Annotated in this window: 21 protein-coding genes; 4 read left to right on the plus strand and 17 right to left on the minus strand. The window is 34.9% G+C overall.

Going from position 1 to position 22229, the window contains the following annotated elements:
* Positions 1 to 85: 85 nt before the first annotated feature.
* From WAZ07_RS24225 to WAZ07_RS24280, 12 genes are all read right to left on the minus strand, one after another.
* The gene (locus WAZ07_RS24225) at positions 86 to 493 is read right to left on the minus strand and encodes a CBO0543 family protein (protein WP_336474457.1); all 408 of its coding nucleotides are present in this window, start codon (positions 491 to 493) and stop codon (positions 86 to 88) included.
* Positions 459 to 1649, minus strand: coding sequence for a DUF2515 domain-containing protein (locus WAZ07_RS24230; protein WP_336474458.1), 1191 nt, complete (start codon positions 1647 to 1649; stop codon positions 459 to 461). The genes WAZ07_RS24225 and WAZ07_RS24230 overlap by 35 nt, the downstream gene beginning before the upstream one ends.
* Positions 1650 to 1755: 106 nt before the next feature.
* Entirely contained in the window at positions 1756 to 3003 is a 1248-nt protein-coding gene (iscB, locus tag WAZ07_RS24235) for an RNA-guided endonuclease IscB (RefSeq protein ID WP_336474490.1), read from the minus strand.
* 673 nt (positions 3004 to 3676) lie between these two features.
* Positions 3677 to 4243 (minus strand): GNAT family N-acetyltransferase, encoded by a 567-nt coding sequence (locus WAZ07_RS24240; protein WP_336474459.1) that lies wholly within the window; start codon positions 4241 to 4243, stop codon positions 3677 to 3679.
* Positions 4244 to 4273: 30 nt separating this feature from the next.
* Positions 4274 to 5107, minus strand: a complete 834-nt coding sequence (locus WAZ07_RS24245) for a protein phosphatase 2C domain-containing protein (protein ID WP_396550238.1) — start codon at positions 5105 to 5107, stop codon at positions 4274 to 4276.
* A complete protein-coding gene (locus WAZ07_RS24250; RefSeq protein ID WP_090914743.1) occupies positions 5091 to 5561 on the minus strand; it encodes an HIT family protein in 471 nt (156 codons plus the stop codon). Before WAZ07_RS24250 ends, WAZ07_RS24245 begins: the two co-directional genes overlap by 17 nt.
* 54 nt (positions 5562 to 5615) lie before the next feature.
* On the minus strand, positions 5616 to 5963 hold the full coding sequence (locus tag WAZ07_RS24255; RefSeq protein WP_336474461.1) for an NIPSNAP family protein: 348 nt from the start codon (positions 5961 to 5963) through the stop codon (positions 5616 to 5618).
* A gap of 35 nt (positions 5964 to 5998) precedes the next feature.
* Positions 5999 to 7051, minus strand: coding sequence for a P1 family peptidase (locus WAZ07_RS24260; protein ID WP_336474462.1), 1053 nt, complete (start codon positions 7049 to 7051; stop codon positions 5999 to 6001).
* 717 nt (positions 7052 to 7768) lie between these two features.
* Positions 7769 to 8746, minus strand: coding sequence for an SDR family NAD(P)-dependent oxidoreductase (locus WAZ07_RS24265; protein ID WP_336474463.1), 978 nt, complete (start codon positions 8744 to 8746; stop codon positions 7769 to 7771).
* A gap of 92 nt (positions 8747 to 8838) precedes the next feature.
* Positions 8839 to 9345, minus strand: a complete 507-nt coding sequence (locus tag WAZ07_RS24270; protein WP_336474464.1) for a TetR/AcrR family transcriptional regulator — start codon at positions 9343 to 9345, stop codon at positions 8839 to 8841.
* Positions 9346 to 9680: 335 nt separating this feature from the next.
* Positions 9681 to 10256, minus strand: coding sequence for an ATP-dependent Clp endopeptidase proteolytic subunit ClpP (clpP, locus tag WAZ07_RS24275; protein ID WP_090914748.1), 576 nt, complete (start codon positions 10254 to 10256; stop codon positions 9681 to 9683).
* Positions 10257 to 10280: 24 nt separating this feature from the next.
* Complete coding sequence (locus WAZ07_RS24280) at positions 10281 to 10976, minus strand: RNA polymerase subunit sigma-70 (protein WP_413788945.1); 696 nt, start codon at positions 10974 to 10976, stop codon at positions 10281 to 10283.
* Between the two features lie 180 nt (positions 10977 to 11156).
* Here WAZ07_RS24280 and WAZ07_RS24285 point away from each other — a divergent pair, with 180 nt between their 5' ends.
* Positions 11157 to 11480 (plus strand): 2Fe-2S iron-sulfur cluster-binding protein, encoded by a 324-nt coding sequence (locus WAZ07_RS24285; protein WP_336474465.1) that lies wholly within the window; start codon positions 11157 to 11159, stop codon positions 11478 to 11480.
* 513 nt (positions 11481 to 11993) lie between these two features.
* On the opposite strand, the gene WAZ07_RS24290 is transcribed toward WAZ07_RS24285, so the two are convergent.
* The gene (locus WAZ07_RS24290) at positions 11994 to 14102 is read right to left on the minus strand and encodes a HelD family protein (protein ID WP_336474466.1); all 2109 of its coding nucleotides are present in this window, start codon (positions 14100 to 14102) and stop codon (positions 11994 to 11996) included.
* A gap of 336 nt (positions 14103 to 14438) precedes the next feature.
* On the opposite strand from WAZ07_RS24290, the gene WAZ07_RS24295 reads away from it, so the two are divergent.
* Positions 14439 to 15125 (plus strand): YukJ family protein, encoded by a 687-nt coding sequence (locus tag WAZ07_RS24295; RefSeq protein ID WP_336474467.1) that lies wholly within the window; start codon positions 14439 to 14441, stop codon positions 15123 to 15125.
* Between the two features lie 141 nt (positions 15126 to 15266).
* On the opposite strand, the gene WAZ07_RS24300 is transcribed toward WAZ07_RS24295, so the two are convergent.
* Together WAZ07_RS24300 and recQ are read right to left on the minus strand one after the other, a co-directional pair.
* Positions 15267 to 15737: a DinB family protein gene (locus WAZ07_RS24300; protein ID WP_336474468.1), complete on the minus strand. Its 471-nt coding sequence runs from the start codon at positions 15735 to 15737 to the stop codon at positions 15267 to 15269.
* A 162-nt stretch (positions 15738 to 15899) separates the two neighbouring features.
* The gene (gene recQ / locus WAZ07_RS24305; RefSeq protein WP_336474469.1) at positions 15900 to 18017 is read right to left on the minus strand and encodes a DNA helicase RecQ; all 2118 of its coding nucleotides are present in this window, start codon (positions 18015 to 18017) and stop codon (positions 15900 to 15902) included.
* Between the two features lie 536 nt (positions 18018 to 18553).
* On the opposite strand from recQ, the gene WAZ07_RS24310 reads away from it, so the two are divergent.
* A complete protein-coding gene (locus WAZ07_RS24310) occupies positions 18554 to 18913 on the plus strand; it encodes a cytoplasmic protein (RefSeq protein WP_336474470.1) in 360 nt (119 codons plus the stop codon).
* 96 nt (positions 18914 to 19009) lie between these two features.
* On the opposite strand, the gene WAZ07_RS24315 is transcribed toward WAZ07_RS24310, so the two are convergent.
* Both WAZ07_RS24315 and ppaC read right to left on the minus strand, forming a co-directional pair.
* Positions 19010 to 19462 carry a DUF6884 domain-containing protein gene (locus WAZ07_RS24315; protein WP_336474471.1) on the minus strand — a complete coding sequence of 151 codons (453 nt, stop codon included), beginning with the start codon at positions 19460 to 19462 and terminating at the stop codon, positions 19010 to 19012.
* 478 nt (positions 19463 to 19940) lie between these two features.
* Entirely contained in the window at positions 19941 to 20873 is a 933-nt protein-coding gene (ppaC, locus tag WAZ07_RS24320; RefSeq protein ID WP_336474472.1) for a manganese-dependent inorganic pyrophosphatase, read from the minus strand.
* 263 nt (positions 20874 to 21136) lie between these two features.
* On the opposite strand from ppaC, the gene WAZ07_RS24325 reads away from it, so the two are divergent.
* Positions 21137 to 21940, plus strand: coding sequence for an alpha/beta fold hydrolase (locus WAZ07_RS24325; protein WP_336474473.1), 804 nt, complete (start codon positions 21137 to 21139; stop codon positions 21938 to 21940).
* The last annotated feature ends 289 nt before the right edge of the window (positions 21941 to 22229 follow it).

Genomic DNA, 22229 nt, shown 5'->3' on the forward strand with positions numbered 1-22229 from the left:
AATAAATTATTCCTCTTTTCAAAACGATACGAATTTCTTATTAACAGTAAATCCTTGTTTCAAACCGACAATATTCATACATATCCTATTGAAACCAACGATAGAACTTCCATATAAACAGCAGGAAAATCATGTATCCAAAAATGGAATAAGAATGATGCCATGATTCGTTATGAGTGAACCATCCTAGCTGTTCCGCAAATCGTTCAGAAATACTCATACAAAGTCCAATCAAAATGATAAATATGATTTTTGAAAATGTAGGTAACATCTTCATAATCCACACAAAAAGAGCAGTGGAAATAGGTAATATGAATAACGTAAATGCGATATTAATTGTAAATATATGCGGGAATGGCCTCACTGGAAAGGCGTACATTTGTTTACTGACAAACAATAAGTCTAAATATGTTCCGATTAAACAAGAAAGAAGGATCGTGGCTACAATAGCTTTATAGTTATTCTTCCTCTGCTTCTTCTCGGAGCAAGACATTTTTTTTGACCAAGATGGCAAGCTCAATTTTTTCAAGCGTTTTGCAGTATTCGTTATAAATCTCTCCATCTATACTTTCTCCCTTATCAATCAAATAATCCATTATGCGCCAGTCTTCAAACCAATCATTATTTTCCGCTTCTTCATGATTACGATCTTTCCATGCATATATTAACCGCGGGCTATATAAGCGGCTCGCACCTTTTCTTAATTGGCAATTTTTTATTCGACGTTCATAAAATGCACGGGAAAATGATTCGTTTACATCATAAAACAAATGCGGCCAGTAGTCTTTTCGTGAACCAGTATGTGGATGATCATGAGCCCAGTTTATTACTCTTCGTAAGATGTTCTCGCGGCGAAATAATAGTGAGTATAATCGTTTTCCGAGTAGAATTCGTTCATGGAGGGAAGTAAAATGTTTCATCGTATCACCAAATAGCAATGTTTTTTGTTTAGTCTCATCTTTATAAAATGGAAAGAGGATATGATTAAAGCGGAAAAAATCGTAAAGTTTGAATGTAATACTATTCAGTACAGTCTTTTTAAAATGTTCATTTTGAATAACCCTTTTTTCTAAATAGCTTTGTTCATTAATAACGGTGGCAATGGCTAATGTATAGCGGTCACCTGTGCTCCAAAAATAGTTCCATATCGTTTCCATAAACGTTGATACATGAAAAAAAGGTAGAAGATAGAACAAATTTTTTGATCTTTTTACACTTTGTTCGTACAACAAAAATTGCGGATATACATCCTGGAAGATTAACCAGTTCCCTCGTTCTAAAAAAGAAAAGAAGGTGAATTGATCTTTTTCTGACAATAGTCTAGTATATAACTCCCCTCTTAAATCGGTCATATTCCAACCGCCATTACGCGATACCATATGCCCAAGCAATGCCCATTGTATTTCTGGGTATCGGCGGTAAAAACGATAATAAGCATGTGTTCGCGTCACATTATTTTTGTTGTGTTCACTTGTTTGTTCTTTAATTTTATGAATTAGCATTGTTTCTTCTTCTGTTAACTTCCATGTTTTAACGGGAAGTTGTTTTTGTTCGCATTTTTTCTTTAGTTCATTTTTTACATCTAAAAGAGAATGCGGAATTATTTTGGAAAAGTCGTTCCATTTCTTTTTCCGATCGTTTTGATGCATTCTTCTTCCTCCGTTTAACGTATTTTCGAAAGAAGTCCCTATCTTCAAGCGCGTGACGAGCAAGAGCCCCGCGGTAAGGTGGGGATGAATTTCGGTTAGGCATCGCCTAACTGATTTGTAAGAATTGCAAATTGTTCGTATGGTGTATACATTCTATATCTGATGCCTTCACTTGCTTATAAGATTTCACAGGATTTTGTATATAGTGTCCATGTATATCTTGTGCGTATACCATTTTCCCTGTAAACCCTGCCACAAATCCTACTTGTCCAAATACTTTCACTTTATCACCTAAATAGATTCCATTTACATGCGGTGTGTTTTTCTTGTTCCGTTTTGCACTTGTATTCTTTGTTTTCCTTCCTTTTCTTGCGGTTGCTTCATGTAGAGAACGTTTTTTCTTTCTAAATTGCTTGATGCAAAATTCACCGCTTTGATCATATCCTTGTATTTGTGTTGGATTAGTAATCGCAATCGCGTCATTTACATGTGTTTTTGATAAACCTAATTCTTTTCGTTTCAATGTTGTGTAGCTCCCATACGTAATGTCACAATCTAAACGATTCATGATTTGTAAACGCAGTATATTCATAAAAGCAGTCTCTTTATATTGTTTTGGTTTCTTGAAAGTGTGTTTAAGTTTCCCTTGATGGAATTTTTGATGACATTCTTCATGTACTGTGACAAGGTTATCTGCTATATCTGAGCCACCATTACAGCGTTCGATGATATGATGCGTATGCAAAATGCCACCTTTCTTCTTACAAATTTGACAGGTGTAATTGTCTCTTGCAAATACGTAATATCTCGTATTCCAAAAGCCCAAAGCATCTCCTTGTTGATATGCTGTTCCATGTATATCGGGATTTTTTAGCTTTTGTGCATCAAATTTTCCTACTTCGACAATCACTTTTGGAGATGGTAATAATGAGCAAAAGATTTCAATCCAATGAATTTGGTTATCCACCCTACTTTGAATCGATGGAGGTAACCATCCCTCTTTCTTTTTCCGATTGAGGAAACGTGCTTTGCGATACCTTGTTTTTCGTTGTCTTCTCCCTCTGCGTAATGTAGCTCTCAATGTAAGGTTTTCTTTGACGTCCTGACGCAACTGGATGATCCCTTTTGTTAATACTTTGTCTTCAGTGGTAATTGCAATGCCGATATGCTTTGCACCACTGTCAATACCGATTGTGACGGGTTGCACCGCTTCACCTGTTGCATATTGCAATTGAATTGTAAACGGAGTGTATCCAACAATCTTTGCTTTTCCTTGTTCGAGAAGAATTCGTGCCCTGCGATGACTGCAAGGCATGAGCGGTTCTCCCCTTAAATTTTTGACAAATACACATATGTTTTGTCCCTCCTAAGAGTTTGTTTCCCTTCGCCAATGTTTGTAGATGTTGGCAACTTCTTATAAAAGAAGGCTTGTGGTTGACCGTTCCTTCCCAATCAGAACTGTTACAGAGCCACCATAGAGCCAAGAACTAGGGAATCATTCTTGGGTATGCAACCTACGAACGGAGTCCACAAAAGACTGAGGCTAGACAACCAAGGCTTCTTTCAAGCCTCCACTTCAAAACGTGTTAGCGTTTAAGTGGTGGGTAGTTGACCATGAATGTTCTTGTATCATTTTATTACAAACGCCTAGAATAAATGATGACTGTTTCTTATCACATAGTTAACTTCACGAAAAAGGTCATCACTTGTTTTTCCAGGGTATTACAAATTTATCGTAACTACTCAGCCATACATTTCATTTAGAAGTTTGGTAAGGAGTATGATTCCAGCGAAAATACGCTTCTTATTACCTATAGAAAGCTATTTTCATTTTTCATCATATAGATTGCTATTATGAAGATAAAAATGGCAATGCACCTTGCTATCTTTCTTTGTTTTAAAACTTTGCGCGTGGCAGGAAAAGGCCCTGACCACTCCTATACATAGCCAGTCCCTCTCCACCATTTAGAAAAATGCTGTTCTGCCTTTTTTTCATAGAGGAAATGAGTAGTTACAATTTATCTACATCAGTTATAATCTTCTTGAAGAACACTATATATTTCTAAATCAACAATTCCCTTCCCAGACCATAATGTAGCTTGTCTTAATAATCCTTCCTTTATAAATCCGTTCTTTAAAAGCACTTTCTTTGATATATCATTTGCTGGCATAACCTCAGCTTGTATCCTATTTATATGGACATCCTCGAATAAAAACTTTACAACTGCATGAACCGCTTCAGATGCAATCCCTTTCCCCCAGTATCCTTCAGCTAAAAAGTATCCGATTGTGACCATATTTACCTTTCGATTAAAATCCATCGCTTCAATAATTCCAACTAATGTATCACTATTATTCTTTTGAAAAATTCCCCACTTAATTCTACTCTGTTTGTTATAGTCTCTCTCAAAGTGTTGAATCATCTTACTTACCGTCTTCAAATTGTGTTTCGGGATAATTCCGCAGTATTCAAATACTTTATCGTTACTATAGATTGCATATACGTCCTGTAAATGAACATCTTCAATCTTCTTTAATACTAAATTCGTAGATTCCAAAATCGGAAATTCTTCAAAAACTATTTCTAAATCCATGTTACTCCCCTTCTTTATAAGAATTAAGCTTTATTTTTGAAATATTTGATCGCTTGGATAAGTAGATGGTAAAGAATTTATATAATCCCAACTTATAATAGTCGCACTATCTCTTCCATGCTGCTGGTGTACATGTTGTAATGCTTTTTCAATACACTCGGTTAGCTGGATATTCTCTTTATTTGCATAAAGATCAGTATATAAATTAAATGGTTTTTCGTAATATTGTTCCCCGCATTCTAATAGACCATCTGTTACCATTACAATACGGCTATGCCCTGTTCGCAACTCTCGAACTCCAGATGAATAACAAGGAACTGGTAATGAAAATGTATTGATAAAGCCAACCCATTCATAGAAGTTTCGTTGATTCAGAGTGTACTGACCTAATTTATGTAATTCATCATGCAAAAGATATACTAAACAATCCCCAACGGATAACCACCAGAGATAATTTGCTTTTCGTACACAAATTAAACAAGCCGTCTCTCCTTTTATACGCTGACAAGATTGTTGAAATGATTCAGATTGAAAAACAGATAATATATGTCTTTCCACAGATTTAAATACTGTTTCTATCGGTTCGTCTAACAAGACTTTTAGATTAGAAAACTCATTTTGCATCGTTTGCACTAATAATGCTGTACTTTCCGCGCTATAATGAGCATCTAAAATCATAGCGAGTTCCCAGTCGTTATGTGCCCATACTAATGCTCCGTCTTCGTTCTTTTTAGCACCAGCGGTTTTGTTTCCGCCATATCTCCCGATGATTACATTGCTGCATTGATCAATTTTTATTTGATCGATACACATCTCTTTATTCCCTACCCATGAAAACTGCTGAGGTTTATCCATTATATTCATATTCATTCACCAAATACATTTTAATCCTTTCACATAATTGTTCGATTTCTTTTTCTCTTCCTAGAGGCGCCCCTGGCCAAGTTGCAACTTTTGTTGGAGACCAAAATTCTTTCGGAGTGTTCGGATAGCGCGGAATAAGATGCATATGCATATGCGGTACACCATTTCCAGATACAAATGCATAAATATGTTCTGCACCTTCGCATTCTTTTAAGGCACGACTCACTCTACTAACAATGAGCCCAAATGCCTGCGCTTCTTTTTCGCTTAATTCGGCTAATCCTGGTGTATGTCTTTTCGTATCGATCATTAGATAGCCTAAATATGTTTCCTCTTCCTCCCAATAAACATGTCCAACATAGACAAAGTCATCTTCGTAAATGACACCGCCTGGTACGGATATATTTCCTTCATGTTTCTGACAAATAAAGCAGTTTTGATCATGAGAAAACATACATGCCCCTCCAATTCTTAAAATCGAAAAACGTATAACATCCTTGTTTATATGTCACTCATCGTCCATTACAGTTGATTCTAAAGCCTCGTTTCTCATTTCCAGTATAAATTCATTCAACACATGCTCTCTTCCACCGTTTTTTTCGTACCAGTCATGAATTCGTTTCAGGTGAGCCTCGTCACTTCTAATTTTGGATTCAATTTCTACATAATCCTCGTAACTGTCATATTCCCATATAGCAAAAATTTCAACGGTATCATTTTCATTATCCTTCATCCATCGACCTACTAGCCGTGAACCATATTTCAATTGATTCGGTAAGTTTGTTTCATTAAAGTGCCTGTTAAAAATCTCGACAAATTCGCTTTTTACAATATAAAACTTTCGTCTATAAAACATAAAGTCCCCCTTGTCGATGATAATACATTGCCAATTTAAGATTTTAAGATTTCTACCAATCGCTCTAACGGCAGTTCATGTACTTTTCTCCCTTTTTGTCCTGTTATAGTTTCTGCCATACACATAGAATTAACAATTGCTTCTTGAACAGATTCAATCGCTGCTTCAAAAATAAAATCTAACTGTTCTGATGGAAACATATTGATAGGATAAGGTGTTTCATTATCGTAAGAATAGCAATTCCCAGTTGAAAAAGTCAGGAAGAAGTCTCCGCTCCCTTCTTCTCCAATACCACCTAATTTAGCCATTGCTAGCGATGCTCTTTTTGATATTCTTTCGCATTGTGAAGGTAATAACGGTGCATCCGTTGCTACTGTAACGAGAAGAGAACCTGCATTTTCTGGGGTACTCCACGGTAATGGTACTTCCATTTCATTTAATATACTGCCAACAGGTTTATGATTCATAATAAAATCTTCTCTTCTACCAAAATTGGTTTGTACAAGAGCACCAACTGTGTAAGTCCCGGATTCACATTCAATAATGCGAGAAGAAGTACCGATACCGCCTTTAAATTCAAAACAAATCATTCCTGTACCGCCGCCAACATTTCCTTCTTCGATTACGCCAGATTTAGCATGAAGGATTGCTTCTTCTAAATCTTCGTATGTCATGGATGTTTTTTCTAAATCACTTAACCATCCATCCCACGTCTCTGCTACTATTCCATTTGAGAAAGGCTCTAAATTTTCGATTCTTCTTGTAACACGTGAAAGAAAATGATGTGCTAATCCAAGTAAATGACTACCAGTAAAAACAATCGGTGTTACTAAAGTACCTGTTTCATCAATCCAATGACTTCCTGTGAATTCACCCGTTCCATTAAAAGAAAAAAATCCTGCTGGAAAGTGCGATCCAGCTAGATTCCCGTTGTTAGGTAGAATAACGGTAAGTCCGGAACAAACATCCTTATCTAAAATCGTTTTGTGACCGACGATTACACCCTCTACATCTGTAATCGCATTACATGTTCCTGGTTTTAATTTTCCAATATTAATATCTAAATCTCTTAGTCTTTTTCTTTGCATTGTAGACCCCTTAAATAATATGTATTTTATATATTAATACGAAGAAATATATAATATTTTCATCTTATTCCATAAATTGAGAAAATTCAATTGTTTTTCATTCTAAAAAAGAGGTTATTGAACAATATGGTTCAATAACCTCTCACTACTTGCGCTTTAACCTTTTGAATTCCACGGTACCGTGCATAGCGCAAACCGTGAAGTTCTTTATATATGCGAAACTTAGTGGACAAACAGAACGCAGAATTTCTCCTCTCATGGACAAGCACTGTTGCAACTTTGAAATAAAGTTTGATTATTTTCTACTTATTCTGCTCAACAATCATGCCCTTTCATTCAGTTTTTAATCATTATTATGGAGAAGAAAATGTAACTAAATCTGCATCCGTTAGCCTAAATAAATGTGATTACATCCTCTCGATATAAATACTCTTGCTTATAAAGTGAAACTTTAATCAGTGGGGGTTTTCTTCATCCCCCACTGATTATTAGCCCTCACCAATCGGGCTTTTACGGGCAGTTTATCTCCCACCGAACATTCTAGCCACTGGAACTGGACAATACTCTCTCTGAATCTTGAGGTGGGGGTCTTACTGCCCGTTAATGCAGGATAAAGGGCATTTTAACCTATTTTTTCCTATAATCCGTTCAATTATTAGTGATCAATCAATAACTAATAATTAATTTTAAATAAATCATTATTCTATGCTTATAGTTTTAGTCTTGATTTTCACTCTCTGCCTTTTTATTTTTTTCCATTAAGAAAGTTAATGTTTCTTTTAACCCATCTTTATAAGGTGTAGCTACAATTTTACCTATTCTATTTTCATATTTTTCTCCGCTTAGAGTAAATCCTTCTTCTGTAAGATACATTATTTCTACTACTTCCTTCATAACTGGATCAAACAATCCACTTATACGAATTGCATTTTTATTTAACGGAATAACTAATTTTTTATTCCCAGTAATTTCACGTGCAAGTTTTATTATTTCTTTCCCTGAAATCAAACCAGCACCAGGTATATTCCAATTCTCTCCATAAGAGTCATCTTTGTTTGCTATTTCCACAATCATCTTTGCGGCATCTGGTAAATAGACATATTCTCGTGGTGTTTTTAGATTCCCAATAAAAATAGAAATTTTATTTCCTGCCATTCCAGTTAATGTAGGGTGTAAATAAGAGTTCTGAGAAGTTATACCATAATAGTCCGGTAACCTAACGATTAATGCTTTTGCATGTTTCCATTTCTTATCAAATATTAAATTTTCAAATCCCACCCTAATCTTCCCTTTTTTTGTATGAGGTTGTTTTGGATGATTTTCATCTCCCTTAGCTACTTGTCGGCCGTAAACATATATTCCATCTACAATAACTATTTTCTTACCTAAAATATCTGCTGCCTTCATTACATTTTCTCCAAGCAAAAGGAGCTTCTCCGCCATTTCATGATATTGAACATTCGCACATTGGAATATGACATCTGCATCTTTTGCGGCTTCTATGATGGTCCTATAATCGAAGATATCCCCCAACTTATAAGTTAACAGTGGTGTAGAATCATGCTCTTTCATTAATTCTTTTAATTTATTTTCTGAACGTCCGAACGCAATAACCTGTATATCTCTGGATAGCAATTCTGAAACAATTGCTTGACCTGTTCCACCTGTTGCTCCTAAAACAATTACTTTTTTCATTTTATAAATCCCCCTTATATTAATTATTTATTTATCAATCAATAACTAATGCTGCAATAAAAAACCGAAATGAATCGGTTATCTTATTTTGTTCAGTTATGAATAAGTTCTGGTAAATCTAAGTAATAGGAAATGTTACAAAGTATTCCTCTAGCTAAGAAAGTTGTTACCTCCCTTTCTCCATTTGGAACATTCGCTAATTGGAACCTCTCCAAAATGTAGCTTCTAATACGAGACAAACCAATTTTTGTACAATTTCTTATTGCATCTTCTGTAACTGAAAGTCCTATCACCTGCAAGGCAATTTCATTAGGGTGTGATATAGATAATTTTTCATATGCCTCAACCATTTTAATAACGATTTGCTCGGGGCTTGATTCCACATTTTTAAACGTTTGAAGTATCCTTTCGAATGCCCTATCCAAAGCTGCGACAAACAACTCTTCTTTTGTTCTAAAAAATCTAAATATATAAGGCTGAGAAATACCAGCTTTTTCTGCAATTAATGCTGTAGTGGTATTATAATAACCTTTTTCTGCAAATACCTCTAACCCAGCTTCAAGGATTTCTTCCTTTCGATTTTCCTTGCTCTGCTTCATTATATGTCAACTCCTTCAAATTTGTTATTGATTGATTACTTACTCAAATAATAACTCATTCCTATTTAAAATTCAATGCCTCAAGGATTTCTTCCTTTCGATTTCCCTTTTTCTTATTCAGTGGCCTTTTTCAGTGGCTTTGCATTTGCTTGCTCCCTTTGTTTAAACCTCGCATGTGGCAGAAAAAGGTCCTGACCGCTTCTATGCATGACCAGATATTCTCGCTCACATAAAAAGAATGGTTTTGTTGGGTTTTTAATTTGGATTTATATAAATTGTTTTTTAACAGCATGAGAGGTTATTGAACAATATGGTTCAATAACCTCTCTTCAGCTTTAACCGATAATCCCATCTACAATGCCATATGCTTTCGCCTCTTCTGCGCTCATAAAATAATCCCGTTCTGTATCGTTTGCTACTTTCTCAACTGGCTGTCCTGTTTTATCGGCAATAATTTGATTGATATGTTCTTTTAATTTCAAAATCCGTCTTGCAGAAATTTCAATTTCAGTTGCTTGCCCTTGCGTTCCGCCGAGTGGCTGATGAATCATAATTTCGCTATTTGGCAAAGCAAAGCGTTTCCCTTCTGCTCCCGATAATAACAATAACGCTCCGAACGAGGCTGCTAAACCAATGCAAATGGTTTGCACATCCGGCTTAATATAATTTATCGTATCTAAAATGGCAAAACCCGCAGAAGTTGAACCACCAGGACTGTTAATATAAATAGATATATCCTTCTCTGCATCTTCTGCCGTTAGGAATAATAATTGTGCCACAACACTACTAGCAACTTGATCATTAATTTCTTGCCCAATCATAATAATTCTATCCTTTAGTAACCTAGAATAAATATCATACGAACGTTCTCCAAGTTTCGTTTGTTCTATCACATAAGGAATCGCATTCATGAAAAATCCCTCCACTATTTTAGTTTAAGCAGCACATAAGAAACAGTTGTAAGAAGATTTTTTGTGTAATAAAAGTAACGGTTGTTGTAGTGAGATTTTTGAAAATTGCAGTGTTGGTATGAGTTTTACTAATAACTCTGGCCTTTGTTGCCGAATTGCTTTTACGAGTATTTCAGTTTCTTCTTCCATATCTTTTGAAGTTACAAGACGTTCCTCTTCTTTGATCGTTTTCAGTTTGTTACGTGTTCGAAACAAAGAAGCTTTTACTGCTCCTTCTGACATAGAAGTAATGGCCGCGATATCAGCTAAGCTATATTCAAACACATCCTTTAATAAGAAAATAACAGTTTGCATTTCATTTAAACAAGATAGCATCGTTTCGATTAAAGCATATAATTCAGCAACGTTTTCATGTGGTTCATAAGAAGCTTCTTTATTACTTTCTTTTTCATATGCTTTTGTCCGCATTTGATCCAGCCATTGATTGCGAGCTACTTTGTACAGCAACGTTAAACAAATGCTTTGCTTCCATTCCGTATCCGTATATTTTTTTAACACTTTACAAATCGTTTCTTGTGCGAGATCTTCTCCGTCCCATGTGCTTTTTGTTAAAAATGTACAATAACGCTTCAGTTCCGCATAATGTTTAATAATGATAGATCTATTTAATTGTTGCATTTCTACATTAGATTGTGAAATCATCTTTCTTTTTGTATTCAAAGTGATCACTCCTTTTAAGCGCGCTTATTTAATAAACGATTAACTAAAGAAAAAAGTTACGGGAGTTATGAATTTTTTTAATAAGTTTTTCATCTAGGAAATATTGCTGCTCTTATGTTTACCTTTTACAGGGTAAGGTGATAATTATGTTATTCATATTTTATATGAGGAGAGTGTAAAATGCCAAAAATAACCGTTCCAGGAAAAGGAACTTTTGAAGTGAAAGCAGGAACAAAATTAGTATTGGCGTTAGAAGATAATGGTGTGAACATTCTTCATCGCTGCGGCGGGAAAGTAAAATGTACAACTTGCCGTGTGGAAATTTTAGAAGGTGACTTTTGTGAACCTGATAAGATTGAAAAGTCTGCATGTGCTGAAAAAGGTGTAGAAGATCATTTACGTCTCTCATGTCAAGTATACGTAAATGCAGATATGACAGTGCGTCCTATTTTAACAGTAGAGACATCAGGAATGAACGCTGGACCAAGACCAGTTGAAGATTAACTATATAATTTTTCAATATGTAAGTCGCTGCTATGCAGAATACAATATGACCACTACTTGCTTTCTCCCTTTGTTTTAAACCTTGTATGTGGCAGGAAAAGGACCTGACCGCTTCTATGCACGACCAGATGCTCTCGTCCACATAAAAAAGAAAGATGTTTTTATGCCATTTTTTCAATTTGTATTTATATAGTAAACGCATTATAAACTTCATTCTCAGAAGAAACAACTCACGAAAAAAATATATCCATTTTAATTTTTCGGCATATAAGTCGCTGCTACGCAGAATCCAACGTGACCGCTACTTGTTTTCTCCTTTTGTTTTAAACTTTGCATGTGACAGAAAAAGCCCTGACCGCTTCTATGCATGACCAAATGCTCTTGCCCGTCTAAAAAGAAATCGGGTTTTTATGTCGGCTTTTTAATTTGTATGTATATAGCTATAACTCTAAAAGTAACATTGTACATAACATGCTTTTAGAGTTATAGCTTCTAAATTCATTTCCTTCTTAATTAAACATCTATCCTTTCTTCGTATAACTCTTTTGGAATTTGTTGAATTAAAGGTGAACATATTCCTGAATAAAAAATCCATAAGTCATGTAGGGAGCGAGTACATCCGACATATAACAATTTGGCATCTTGTTTTGTTTGTTTATAGTGAGTTGCATCTACATCGATAAGTAGTACTGCGTCGAATTCTAATCCTTTTGCTAAATAAACAGGAACGACTGAAATGCCACCTTCATATTTGCTTTGATTAGCTTCTATTATATTTGTAGAAATACCAGCTTCTATGAGTTTTCCATATATCTCACGGCATTCTTCCTCTGTTCGTCCGATAATCGCAATCGTTTTTACATTTTGTTCTTGCATAGTTTTTATAGTAGATAAAATAGATTGAAATTGATCTTTTGTTGAGACGACTTTTACACTTTCACCGCTGCGAAACACAGGATTAGCAAGACCTACTGGAATATTTGCTGTTTGAATCACTTCATTTGCAAAATAAATAATTTCTTTTGTTGAGCGATAACTTCTTGTTAATTCATAGTACTGTGCATTTTGATTAAATACATCTTGAAACTGTTTCCAATCATCGATACCTTGATACTCATGGATAGCTTGTGATAAATCACCTAAAATAGTAAACGAATTACCAAGTGTTATTTCTTTTAAAATGGAAAGTTGAAATGGTGAGAAATCTTGCGCTTCATCAATTACGACATGATGAAATTTTTGTCCAAGTTTTATGCCCTCTAGATAGTGATGAATATAAATGAGCGGTGCTAAATCTTCTAATGCCACTTCTTTTTTTCGGCAGTTTTTTGCTGTTTCTTGGACAAGTTCAGCTGGCAACATACTTAAAATATCATCCTGTTTCATTAGCATACTGTAAAAGGATAGTGCGGTCATCTTCGGCCAACATTTTAAATAACCATTCAGTCTTTGCGTTGCTTGTTTTTTCAGTTGTTTCTTTTTATTTGTGTCTGAAATCATCTTGAGTTCCATCTCAATCCAACGCTTCATACGAGCTACAATTCGCTCTCTTCGCTTTCCAACTGGATAGTGTTTATATTCTGCTTCAAACCATTGCTGAATTACGTTTCCTTGTAATACTGAACCATCCCAAGCTTCAAAATCTTTCGTTGGCACTATGTCTTTCTCATAGCACGATAGACTTTGCTTAATAAAGAGTTGAAACTCGATTGATCCTTTTAATTTACCAGCCATAATCTCATGCTTGTTTTTATGAATGGAGAATGCTTGTTGTAGTTGTGCATCAGTATTCTTTACAAAAATACTATTTTCTAAAGTATGTAATGCCCAGTCTTGAAACGTAGTTTGATGAATATCACCAACACCAAGTTCTGGTAAGACACTGGAAATATAATCGAGAAATATACTGTTAGGTGCAAAAACAATCATTTTCTCAGCCTTGAGCTGCTCATGATATTGATAAATTAAAAAAGCAAGACGATGCAGAGCAATCGTTGTTTTTCCACTACCTGCAACACCTTGAATAATAAGAGGAACATTTTTTTCAGCACGGATAATATCATTTTGTTCTGCTTGAATTGTTGAAACAATATCTTTTAATTTGTTATCTTTATTTTCCCCTAAGCGATAGAGAAGAAAATCATCTGCTAGTGACAGATCCTCACTTCCCCTTACATATGTATCTACAACACGTTCAAGTATTTGCTTCCTAACAGCAATATTGCGTTTTAAGTGAACAATTCCTTCAACGATTCCTTCTGGAGAATCATAAAAAGCTTCATCTTCTCCTCCTGTAAATGAATAAAACATACTGGCAACAGGCGCCCGCCAGTCGACAACGATTGGTTGCTGCGTTTCTTCATCAGAAGCACCAACTTTACCAATATAAATAGGCGCTGGCTGTGCATGCCCTTCTTCCTGAAAATCTAATCGTCCAAAATAAGGTTCCTCGCTGGCAATGCGTAGTTTTTGACGACTAGATTCTCGCATAGTTTCAAGCACTTGTTCTGTAAAATTTTCTCCATGATAAACTGGGATACTCTCTAGCTTATTCAATTGATGATTAATTTGCGAAAGCGTATGATTTAATTTCTCTAACTCTAGTTCATAAATGTCTTTCATCTTCGTAATTCCCTCCCATTCGTTGAAATTTTCAGTCGAAGATTAATTTTATTAAAAAGGAAACCTATAAGTCAAGTGTTTAGAAGGGATTTTCAGAGAAAAAACGAATAACTATACTATTTATAAGTGATATATCAACAACATTTTATATCTTTTTTGTATAGGTATTAGCAAATTTGTTAACATTTTTTATACCACGTGTATTATACGTGCTATTTTTTTGCAAACAAACCAGAATATAATTACCAGAATATAAAGGAGCTTTTTTTGAATATTACTGTACTAACTGCAAATTCTATTGATGTTACAAAATAATTCGATTTGGAGGATATACATATGCCATTAAGAAATTATACAGTTTTAAAAGGAAAAGCAGTTGATACGGACATAGCCAAGTCAGGAAAACCACATTTCGAAATTCATATTAAAGATGACCAAAAACATGATTACAGAATTGCTGTTAACATTGAGTCCGGATCCCGTCCATCGGAAGTTCTTTATTTTGCTAGTGAGAATTTCAACTCAGAACAAATCACAAAATTACCACAATTAAATTCTGGATTTACTTCAATAACTAGCGACAATAGGGATATTGCTTTAGATTATGTTAGAGGAAAGTTATTTGACCATACGAAAATGATTCCTCTTCCTCATGATAAGCCAGGAGCTAATAACGATTTAAAAGAAAAAATAGAAGGCTATATGGATGAAGCCATGAACAAAAATGCAACTTTATATGCTTTCGGTGAAGCATGGGGACCAGAGGAAAATGAGCCAGATAAATATTTTAATTTTGTCCCTGGTAGCGGTATACATGACATTCATATGAATCAAGGGAATATCGCTAGATGGAAATCTGACGACGGAATCTGGCAAGATGGCGGCATTCTAATTCACTTTGAAGAAGAGAATAGATGGGTAGGAATATTTTTAGCATTCCAATCTCAATCTTGGTGTACAGATTCAAATGGACATGCTATTAAACCTGTAAAAGATTGTAGTTATAATAATCCAGGTCATTAAGCCAAGACTAATAAGGTACACACCCGTACCCATTAGGCATCCCTTCTTCAGTCTCAACAGACTAAAGTCCATAATCAAAAGGAGCTATCTCTCTGAGAATAGCTCCTTTTAAAAGTCACTAAGTTATTTTTCGGGAGTTTACTAATTTTTTACTCCTGTCTGTTCAATGATGCGCTTCATCGCTTGAATTTGTCCTAAGTGATTAGCTTCATGCATTAATGTAAGGCCGGCTAATTCTCCGAAAGTTTCAAGTCCCATAAATGGTTTTTCCAGCGTTTCATTTAACCGTTCAGCAGGAATTTGTTGAAGACGAACTAACTGATCCTTCAACTCGATAATGAGTTTATCTACGGTAGGTACATCTTCTTTCCAATCAGCCGGCTTTGTACCGTTTCCAAATAATTCGATATAATTTGCAGGAAGATAGGTCGTTTTATGCGGAAAGCCCAGCATAAACTGTTCAGCAACCGTTAATACATGGCCGATATGCCATTGGATCGTGTTGTTAAAACCGTCTGGCTGCACATTTACTATTTCCTTCGAAAGTGACTCCACATTTTTAATAAAATAACCTCTTGTTATCTTAAGGTGTTTAAATACTAGTTTATCCATACCTTACTCCCCTTTCAAAATTCCTTCATTCCTTAATATATGAAAAATCTTGGTACATTAGAAGACACATAAAATAAATATTGATTCTACTTTATACAAATCCGTCATTACTTGTAAAGAAAAATGGTTTCATACATGTTATTCCCTCTTACTATCACACTACTATTTCTTCATTTGTAAATAAGCACGAATCATAAAATAGCTAATATAATCAGGAAGTTGTTCCTTAATGGCCTTCAATCCACCCTCAGCTTGCTCTATAGCGGCCCCAATCATAGATTCATATTCTTTCGGAACAAAACTTGACCAATCTACTTCCATTCCTTCTTCAAAACAACGAATTAAATGATTTTCTACAGTTTGCAAAGACAGTTCTCGTGCATCGGCAATATGAGAAAGTTCTTTCCCTTGTTTATACATTTCATATGTAGCATGATGAGAATTTTTCATTGCCTTTTTTGACTGTTTTCGTTCTGATATAACTTCGGTTGTAATCATCGCATCTATATCGGGATGCTGTTCGAGAAAATTTGTGATAACTTGTAAAAATATATTTCCATATTTATCAAGTTTATGATCCCCAATTCCTTTTACTCCTAGCATTTCCTCTAGTGTTTTCGGTAGTTTTGCACACATATCTTGCAATGTTTGGTCAGAAAAAATAACAAATGGTGGTACCCCTTCTCCTTGGGCAATTTCTTTACGCACATGACGTAACTCTTCGAATAATGGATGATCTTTCACTATTTGTTTTGTTTCTACTCTTTCTTTCTGGAAAATAAGTTGGTTCCCAAGTAAAACATCTTTTCCTTTTGCTGTTACTTTTAATGTCGGATACGTGCCATGTTCAACTGCAATAAGTTCCTCTGAGATTAAAAACTCAATGAACTCACTAACCTCTTTTACACTTTGATTTGATAGAAGTCCGTACGTTGGTAATGTATGAAAATTAAATTCCATTACCTTTTTATTTTTTGATCCTGTTAATACTTGTGCAATCATTTGCTTACCGAAACGTTGATTTGTTCGAATCATACATGACAGTACCATTTGTGCTTCTTTTGTAACATTGACACTATTTCGATCGTCTGTACAATTGCCGCAGCGGCCACAATCTTGTTTTGGCTCTTCACCAAAATATTGTAGAATGAATGATTGTAAACAATTCTCTGTATGGCAATAATCTGTCATATGCTGCAATTTTTCTAGTTCATTAGAAAATCGAGACGCTCCTGTTGACTGATCAATTAAATATCTCTGTACTTGCACATCTTGCGGTGAATACAGCAAGATACATTCACTATCTAATCCATCACGTCCAGCACGTCCTGCTTCTTGATAATAACTTTCCATATTTTTTGGAAGTTGATAATGAATCACATACCGAATGTTCGACTTGTCTATTCCCATCCCAAATGCAGATGTCGCAATCATTACATTTACTTCGTCTCGTAAAAAACGTTCTTGCTGTTCATTTCGGTCGTTATCATTCATACCAGCATGATAACGTGCGACAGAAACGTCTTCTTTATTTAATTTTTCATACAGCCCATCAACAACTTTACGCGTTGCTGCATAAATAATTCCCGCTTCTTTTTTGTTCTGACGAATATACCCTGATAAAAAAGCATCACGGTCCTGTCCCTTCACAACAGAAAACGATAAATTTTCTCGTTCAAAAGTTGTCATAATTGTATTCTGTTCTGCTATGTCTAAAGCACTACAAATATCTTGTCGGACTTGCGGCGTTGCCGTTGCCGTCAATGCGAGTACGATTGGCTGAACTGGAAGATAATCAAGTACACGATGAATATGTAAATAACTCGGACGAAAATCATGTCCCCACTGTGAAATACAGTGTGCTTCATCAATTGCAATTAACGGGATTTTCATATCGATAAGTTGATCAACAAAATCAATCGAATCAAGGCGCTCCGGCGCAATATATAACAATTTATAATGTCCTTGTTTCGCTAGCTGAATGCGCTGATTTGCTTCCGTAATTGAAATAGAACTGTTAATGTATGTTGCTGGAATACCATTTTGTGTTAAGGTATCAACTTGATCTTTCATAAGGGAAATAAGGGGAGAAATAACCAATGTTGTTCCCTCTAATACTAATGCTGGAATTTGATAGCATAAAGATTTCCCGCCGCCTGTTGGCATAATACAAACGGTATCTTTTCCATCCAATATATTTTTAATTGTTTCATCCTGCCCTCTACGGAATGACGAGTAGCCAAAATAAGAAGCTAAAAGTTCTTGTGCTTTTGTAAACAAAAAAGATTCACCTGCTTTTCTTAGTCTTTCATCTGTTAATATTATACCATTAGTCAAAAGTCATTGTACTCACTACTTCACTCCAACACCTCGCATGCTTATGAATAATTATTAACAACTCATGTAAAGCTAGAGAAAACCACTTTTAGCAATAACATTAATGAAAAAATGATTAATATCAAAATAATCATTCGCTATTTGCTATGATTATTCCTATTGCTATCTAAGTAATAAACATAATTTTTGAAAACAAATCACATATATATACTATTTGCTTCTCCAACATAATGAACAGATTCTTCTCCAAATCCACTTTACCCCTTTACATTTAACATATATCGATATATTTTATTAGTATCTTTTTTTATACCGTATTAATAGGCAGTAAGACCCCCACCTCAAAATTCAGCAAAGGCAAAGGAATTAGTTGGGAGATGTGCTGCCCGTAAAAACCAATTGGGCGGGCTAACCATCAGTAGGGGATGAAGCCCCTCCACTGCTGAAAGTTTCACTTTATATTTATAGGAGGCAACATATTGATTAACGCAATAGGTATCGCTTTTATTCTTTCTAATAAGCCTGAAAAGAAGAAAAAAGTTTATCTTAATGATAGATTTGCACTAATAGACATTTTTGAATCTAAAGATGTATATGATTCTGAAGGTAACCCACTAGTAGAGCTAACATGTAAATATAGCATTTATTTGGATGAAAAATACTATTGTAAATCTCTCGAAGACTATACCGGACAAATATTCCCTTTCCTAAAGGAAAAAATCGGAAAAGGCCTTGTTAGAAATTTAAATTATTACTCTTCATATATTGATATGTACGATAAAAAACCACCCGTTAAAGAGATAAGAAATCTTATGGAGCGAGTGATAAACTATTACTAACATTTAGAACTTTAAAATAAGGGGGTATCCCAAATGCCCCTTTATTTTTCAATAACTACTTATGAATCTTCCTCATAAATCAAATTCTATTATCTTTTACTGAATCTCCTTATGATTTTCAACTGCCTTCTTCAGCTTCTGCAACATATACCCAATCCCTTTACAATCTTCTAATGGATAAGAAATGATCTCTTCTGGATATAACTTTATCACTACTTTTTTATGCTTCTTTCCTGCAAGCAGAACAATTTTATCAAAGTCTAGTAAGTCTTTATCCATCATCTGTTTTTTTAGTTGTTCTATATTCATAATCTCACTACTTTTCGAATGAAAAGCAAGATCATAGTTTTCTTTCACTATATCGGTTGGCAGTAAAAATCCATGCTTTGCAGATAAAATAACCCAGTGTGTAAAAAATTGAGAAGCATACGCTTGGCACGCTTTTCCGAATGGACTAATGTACACTTCTCTTGCTTCTGTCGGCCCCTCATCAGGGCACTTATCCCAAATCTTCTTTTTCCCACATGGGATTATACATAGTCTTTTCATTGTTACCTTATTACCTCTTTTCTCTTTCAACCCTATATAATCTGCTTCATTTTTTCATTATTATTTTTAAGAAATGACACAAGTAATTATATGAATTCATTTTAATTTTTCGACATATAAGATTGCAGCTATGCAGAAAAAAGGAGCCTGCACTTGTTTTCTCCCTTTGTTTTACCTTGCATGTGGCAGGGAAAGGGAACTGACCGCTTCTATGCATGGCCAGATGCCTCTCGCCCACCGAAAAAGAATGGTTTTATGTCGGTTTTTTAATTTGGATTTATAAATAAAATCATAACATTTTTCATTCACAGATAAAAATGTCAGGTTTTTCTTTTCTCCCTAACCAATTTCCAGCTTTCCCATACGAACATTAAAATAACAGACTTTACTATCCGAAATTTTATGCTTCCTTAAAACAAAAAAAAGAACAAGTAGACTGTATATCTGCTTGTTCTTTCCTTTTCGTCCAAAACTTCTCTTATAGAGTTTGGAATGTTTCTGTTAGAACAGGAACGATTTGTTTTTTACGTGAAACAACACCTTTTAAAGTAGCTGTGTTGTTTTCTAACGTTACATTGTATGCTTTTTCAACAACTTGTGTTGCTTTACCGATAGCAAGGCCAACAGAGTCGTTTGTTAAAATATCTGTTACAACGAATAAGAATAGGTCTAATCCTTTTTCTTCTACTACTGCAGAGATTACTTTTTCTAATTCTGCTTGGTGTACAAGAACGTCATTTGTATCAACAGCGTTTACTTGTGCAATTTCAACTTTAGCATCGCCCATTTGGAATTCTTTTGCGTCAAGAGAAATTAATTGTTCCATTGTTTTACCGCTTAAATCTGCGCCAGCTTTTAACATTTCTAAGCCGTAGCTTTCCGCATCTACACCAGCGATTTCTGCTAATTCACGAGCTGCTGCTACATCTTGTTCTGTGCAAGTTGGAGATTTAAATAGTAAAGAATCAGAAATGATTGCAGATAACATTAATCCTGCAACTTCTTTACGAATTGCAACGCCGTTTTCTTTGTACATTTTATTTAAAATTGTAGCTGTACAACCAACAGGCTCACAACGGTAGTATAAAGGGTCGCTCGTTTCAAAGTTAGCAATACGGTGATGATCGATTACTTCTAATACACGAACAGACTCGATATCATTTGCACTTTGTTGACGTTCGTTATGATCAACTAAAATAACATTGTCCACTTCGTTTGCAACTGTTTCAACAAAACGTGGTCCTTCTACTTTGAAATAATCTAAAGCAAATTGTGTTTCACCGCTGATTTCACCTAAACGAACAGGCTCAGCATTCATTCCTAATTCTTTCTTTAGCTCTGCATATGCAATTGCAGAACAAATTGCATCTGTATCTGGGTTTTTATGCCCGAAAATAAGTATTTTTTCCATGATTTCACCTCTCTACAAAAGGATATCTTAAAGGACAGGATATGACAATATTTTAGGCGAATTTTTTTAGAAATAATTACAGTTTCTTTTGGATTTACGTGAAAAATAGAGACTCTGTACCGATATATAAGACTATTCCGTCTAAAAAAAGTCCAATATCAAAGATTGTATTAGATTTTATAAGAAGCTTTGAATACATAGTTGGAATAAAGCATATTTTTGAATATATAAACTTATTTTTTGTGAAAAGGAGGTTTATGCGCATGTCTTATTTAAAACTTGATAATGATGTGAATATATATTATGAAGATCAAGGACAAGGAACCCCAATTATATTCGTACACGGAGTCTGGATGAGCAGTCGCTTTTTTCATAAACAACTACCGCATTTTAGTAAAAATCACCGTGCGATTTCACTGGATTTACGAAGTCATGGCCGTTCTTCACATGTTCAATCTGGGCATACCATTGCAAACTATGCTCGCGATCTACATGCATTTATCAAAAAATTATCTCTTGAGAACGTTGTATTAGTTGGTTGGTCTATGGGGGCATTTGTTGTTTGGGAATATGTAAAACAATTTGGAGAAAGCAATGTGAAAGCCTCTGTTATTGTAGATGAATTAGCCTCTGATTTTAAATGGGATGATTTTCCTATTGGAGCTTTTGATTTCCCTGCCCTTATTCATATTATGCGGGAAATGCAAATGAATCGAATCGGCTTCCTACAAGAATTTATATCATTAATGTTCAAACATCCTCTTTCTGAAGATGATTTTGAGTGGATATTAAAAGAAGTAACTACAATTCCAGAGTCTATTGCAAGTGCTATTTTGTTCGATCAGTCTGTTGTGGATTATCGAGACTACCTAGATCAAATTACGATTCCTACTTTACTTTGTTTTGGTAGAGAAGAAAAGCTCATTCCTGTTGCAGCAGGCGAGCATTTACACAAGCACCTCAAAAATTCTCAACTTATCATTTTTGAAGATAGCTGTCATTGTCCATTTTTAGAAGAAGCGGACCGTTTTAATAAAATAGTAGATAATTTCATTCAATCTACATAAATACAAATTAAAAAATCGACATAAAACCCTCTTTCTTTTTAGGCGGATGAGAGCATCTGGCCATGCATAGAAGCGGTCAGGGCCCTTTTCTGCCACATGCAGGGTTTAAAACAAAAGGAGAATGCAAGTAGCGGTCATGTTGTATTTTGCATAACAGCGATTTATATGTCGAAAAATTAAAATGGATATATAATAAGTAACAAAACGCTTTTATGATGAAGGTGTTTTCTAGATTCCTTTTGATTTCTAACATATATGTTCTTTTACAAGCATAAAAAAAGCTGCTGAG

Origin of the sequence: Bacillus bruguierae (assembly GCF_037104725.1) — a bacterium.
Lineage (GTDB): Bacteria > Bacillota > Bacilli > Bacillales > Bacillaceae_G > Bacillus_A > Bacillus_A bruguierae.

Excerpts from the sequence above, each read along its gene's own strand:
- WAZ07_RS24225 (WP_336474457.1), bottom strand. The coding sequence starts at position 493 with ATGTCTTGCTCCGAGAAGAAGCAGAGGAAGAATAACTATAAAGCTATT.
- WAZ07_RS24230 (WP_336474458.1), bottom strand. The coding sequence starts at position 1,649 with ATGCATCAAAACGATCGGAAAAAGAAATGGAACGACTTTTCCAAAATA.
- WAZ07_RS24240 (WP_336474459.1), bottom strand. The coding sequence starts at position 4,243 with ATGGATTTAGAAATAGTTTTTGAAGAATTTCCGATTTTGGAATCTACG.
- WAZ07_RS24245 (WP_396550238.1), bottom strand. The coding sequence starts at position 5,107 with ATGAATATAATGGATAAACCTCAGCAGTTTTCATGGGTAGGGAATAAA.
- WAZ07_RS24250 (WP_090914743.1), bottom strand. The coding sequence starts at position 5,561 with ATGTTTTCTCATGATCAAAACTGCTTTATTTGTCAGAAACATGAAGGA.
- WAZ07_RS24255 (WP_336474461.1), bottom strand. The coding sequence starts at position 5,963 with ATGTTTTATAGACGAAAGTTTTATATTGTAAAAAGCGAATTTGTCGAG.
- WAZ07_RS24260 (WP_336474462.1), bottom strand. The coding sequence starts at position 7,051 with ATGCAAAGAAAAAGACTAAGAGATTTAGATATTAATATTGGAAAATTA.
- WAZ07_RS24265 (WP_336474463.1), bottom strand. The coding sequence starts at position 8,746 with ATGAAAAAAGTAATTGTTTTAGGAGCAACAGGTGGAACAGGTCAAGCA.
- WAZ07_RS24270 (WP_336474464.1), bottom strand. The coding sequence starts at position 9,345 with ATGAAGCAGAGCAAGGAAAATCGAAAGGAAGAAATCCTTGAAGCTGGG.
- clpP (WP_090914748.1), bottom strand. The coding sequence starts at position 10,256 with ATGAATGCGATTCCTTATGTGATAGAACAAACGAAACTTGGAGAACGT.
- WAZ07_RS24285 (WP_336474465.1), top strand. The coding sequence starts at position 11,157 with ATGCCAAAAATAACCGTTCCAGGAAAAGGAACTTTTGAAGTGAAAGCA.
- WAZ07_RS24290 (WP_336474466.1), bottom strand. The coding sequence starts at position 14,102 with ATGAAAGACATTTATGAACTAGAGTTAGAGAAATTAAATCATACGCTT.
- WAZ07_RS24295 (WP_336474467.1), top strand. The coding sequence starts at position 14,439 with ATGCCATTAAGAAATTATACAGTTTTAAAAGGAAAAGCAGTTGATACG.
- WAZ07_RS24300 (WP_336474468.1), bottom strand. The coding sequence starts at position 15,737 with ATGGATAAACTAGTATTTAAACACCTTAAGATAACAAGAGGTTATTTT.
- WAZ07_RS24315 (WP_336474471.1), bottom strand. The coding sequence starts at position 19,462 with ATGAAAAGACTATGTATAATCCCATGTGGGAAAAAGAAGATTTGGGAT.
- ppaC (WP_336474472.1), bottom strand. The coding sequence starts at position 20,873 with ATGGAAAAAATACTTATTTTCGGGCATAAAAACCCAGATACAGATGCA.
- WAZ07_RS24325 (WP_336474473.1), top strand. The coding sequence starts at position 21,137 with ATGTCTTATTTAAAACTTGATAATGATGTGAATATATATTATGAAGAT.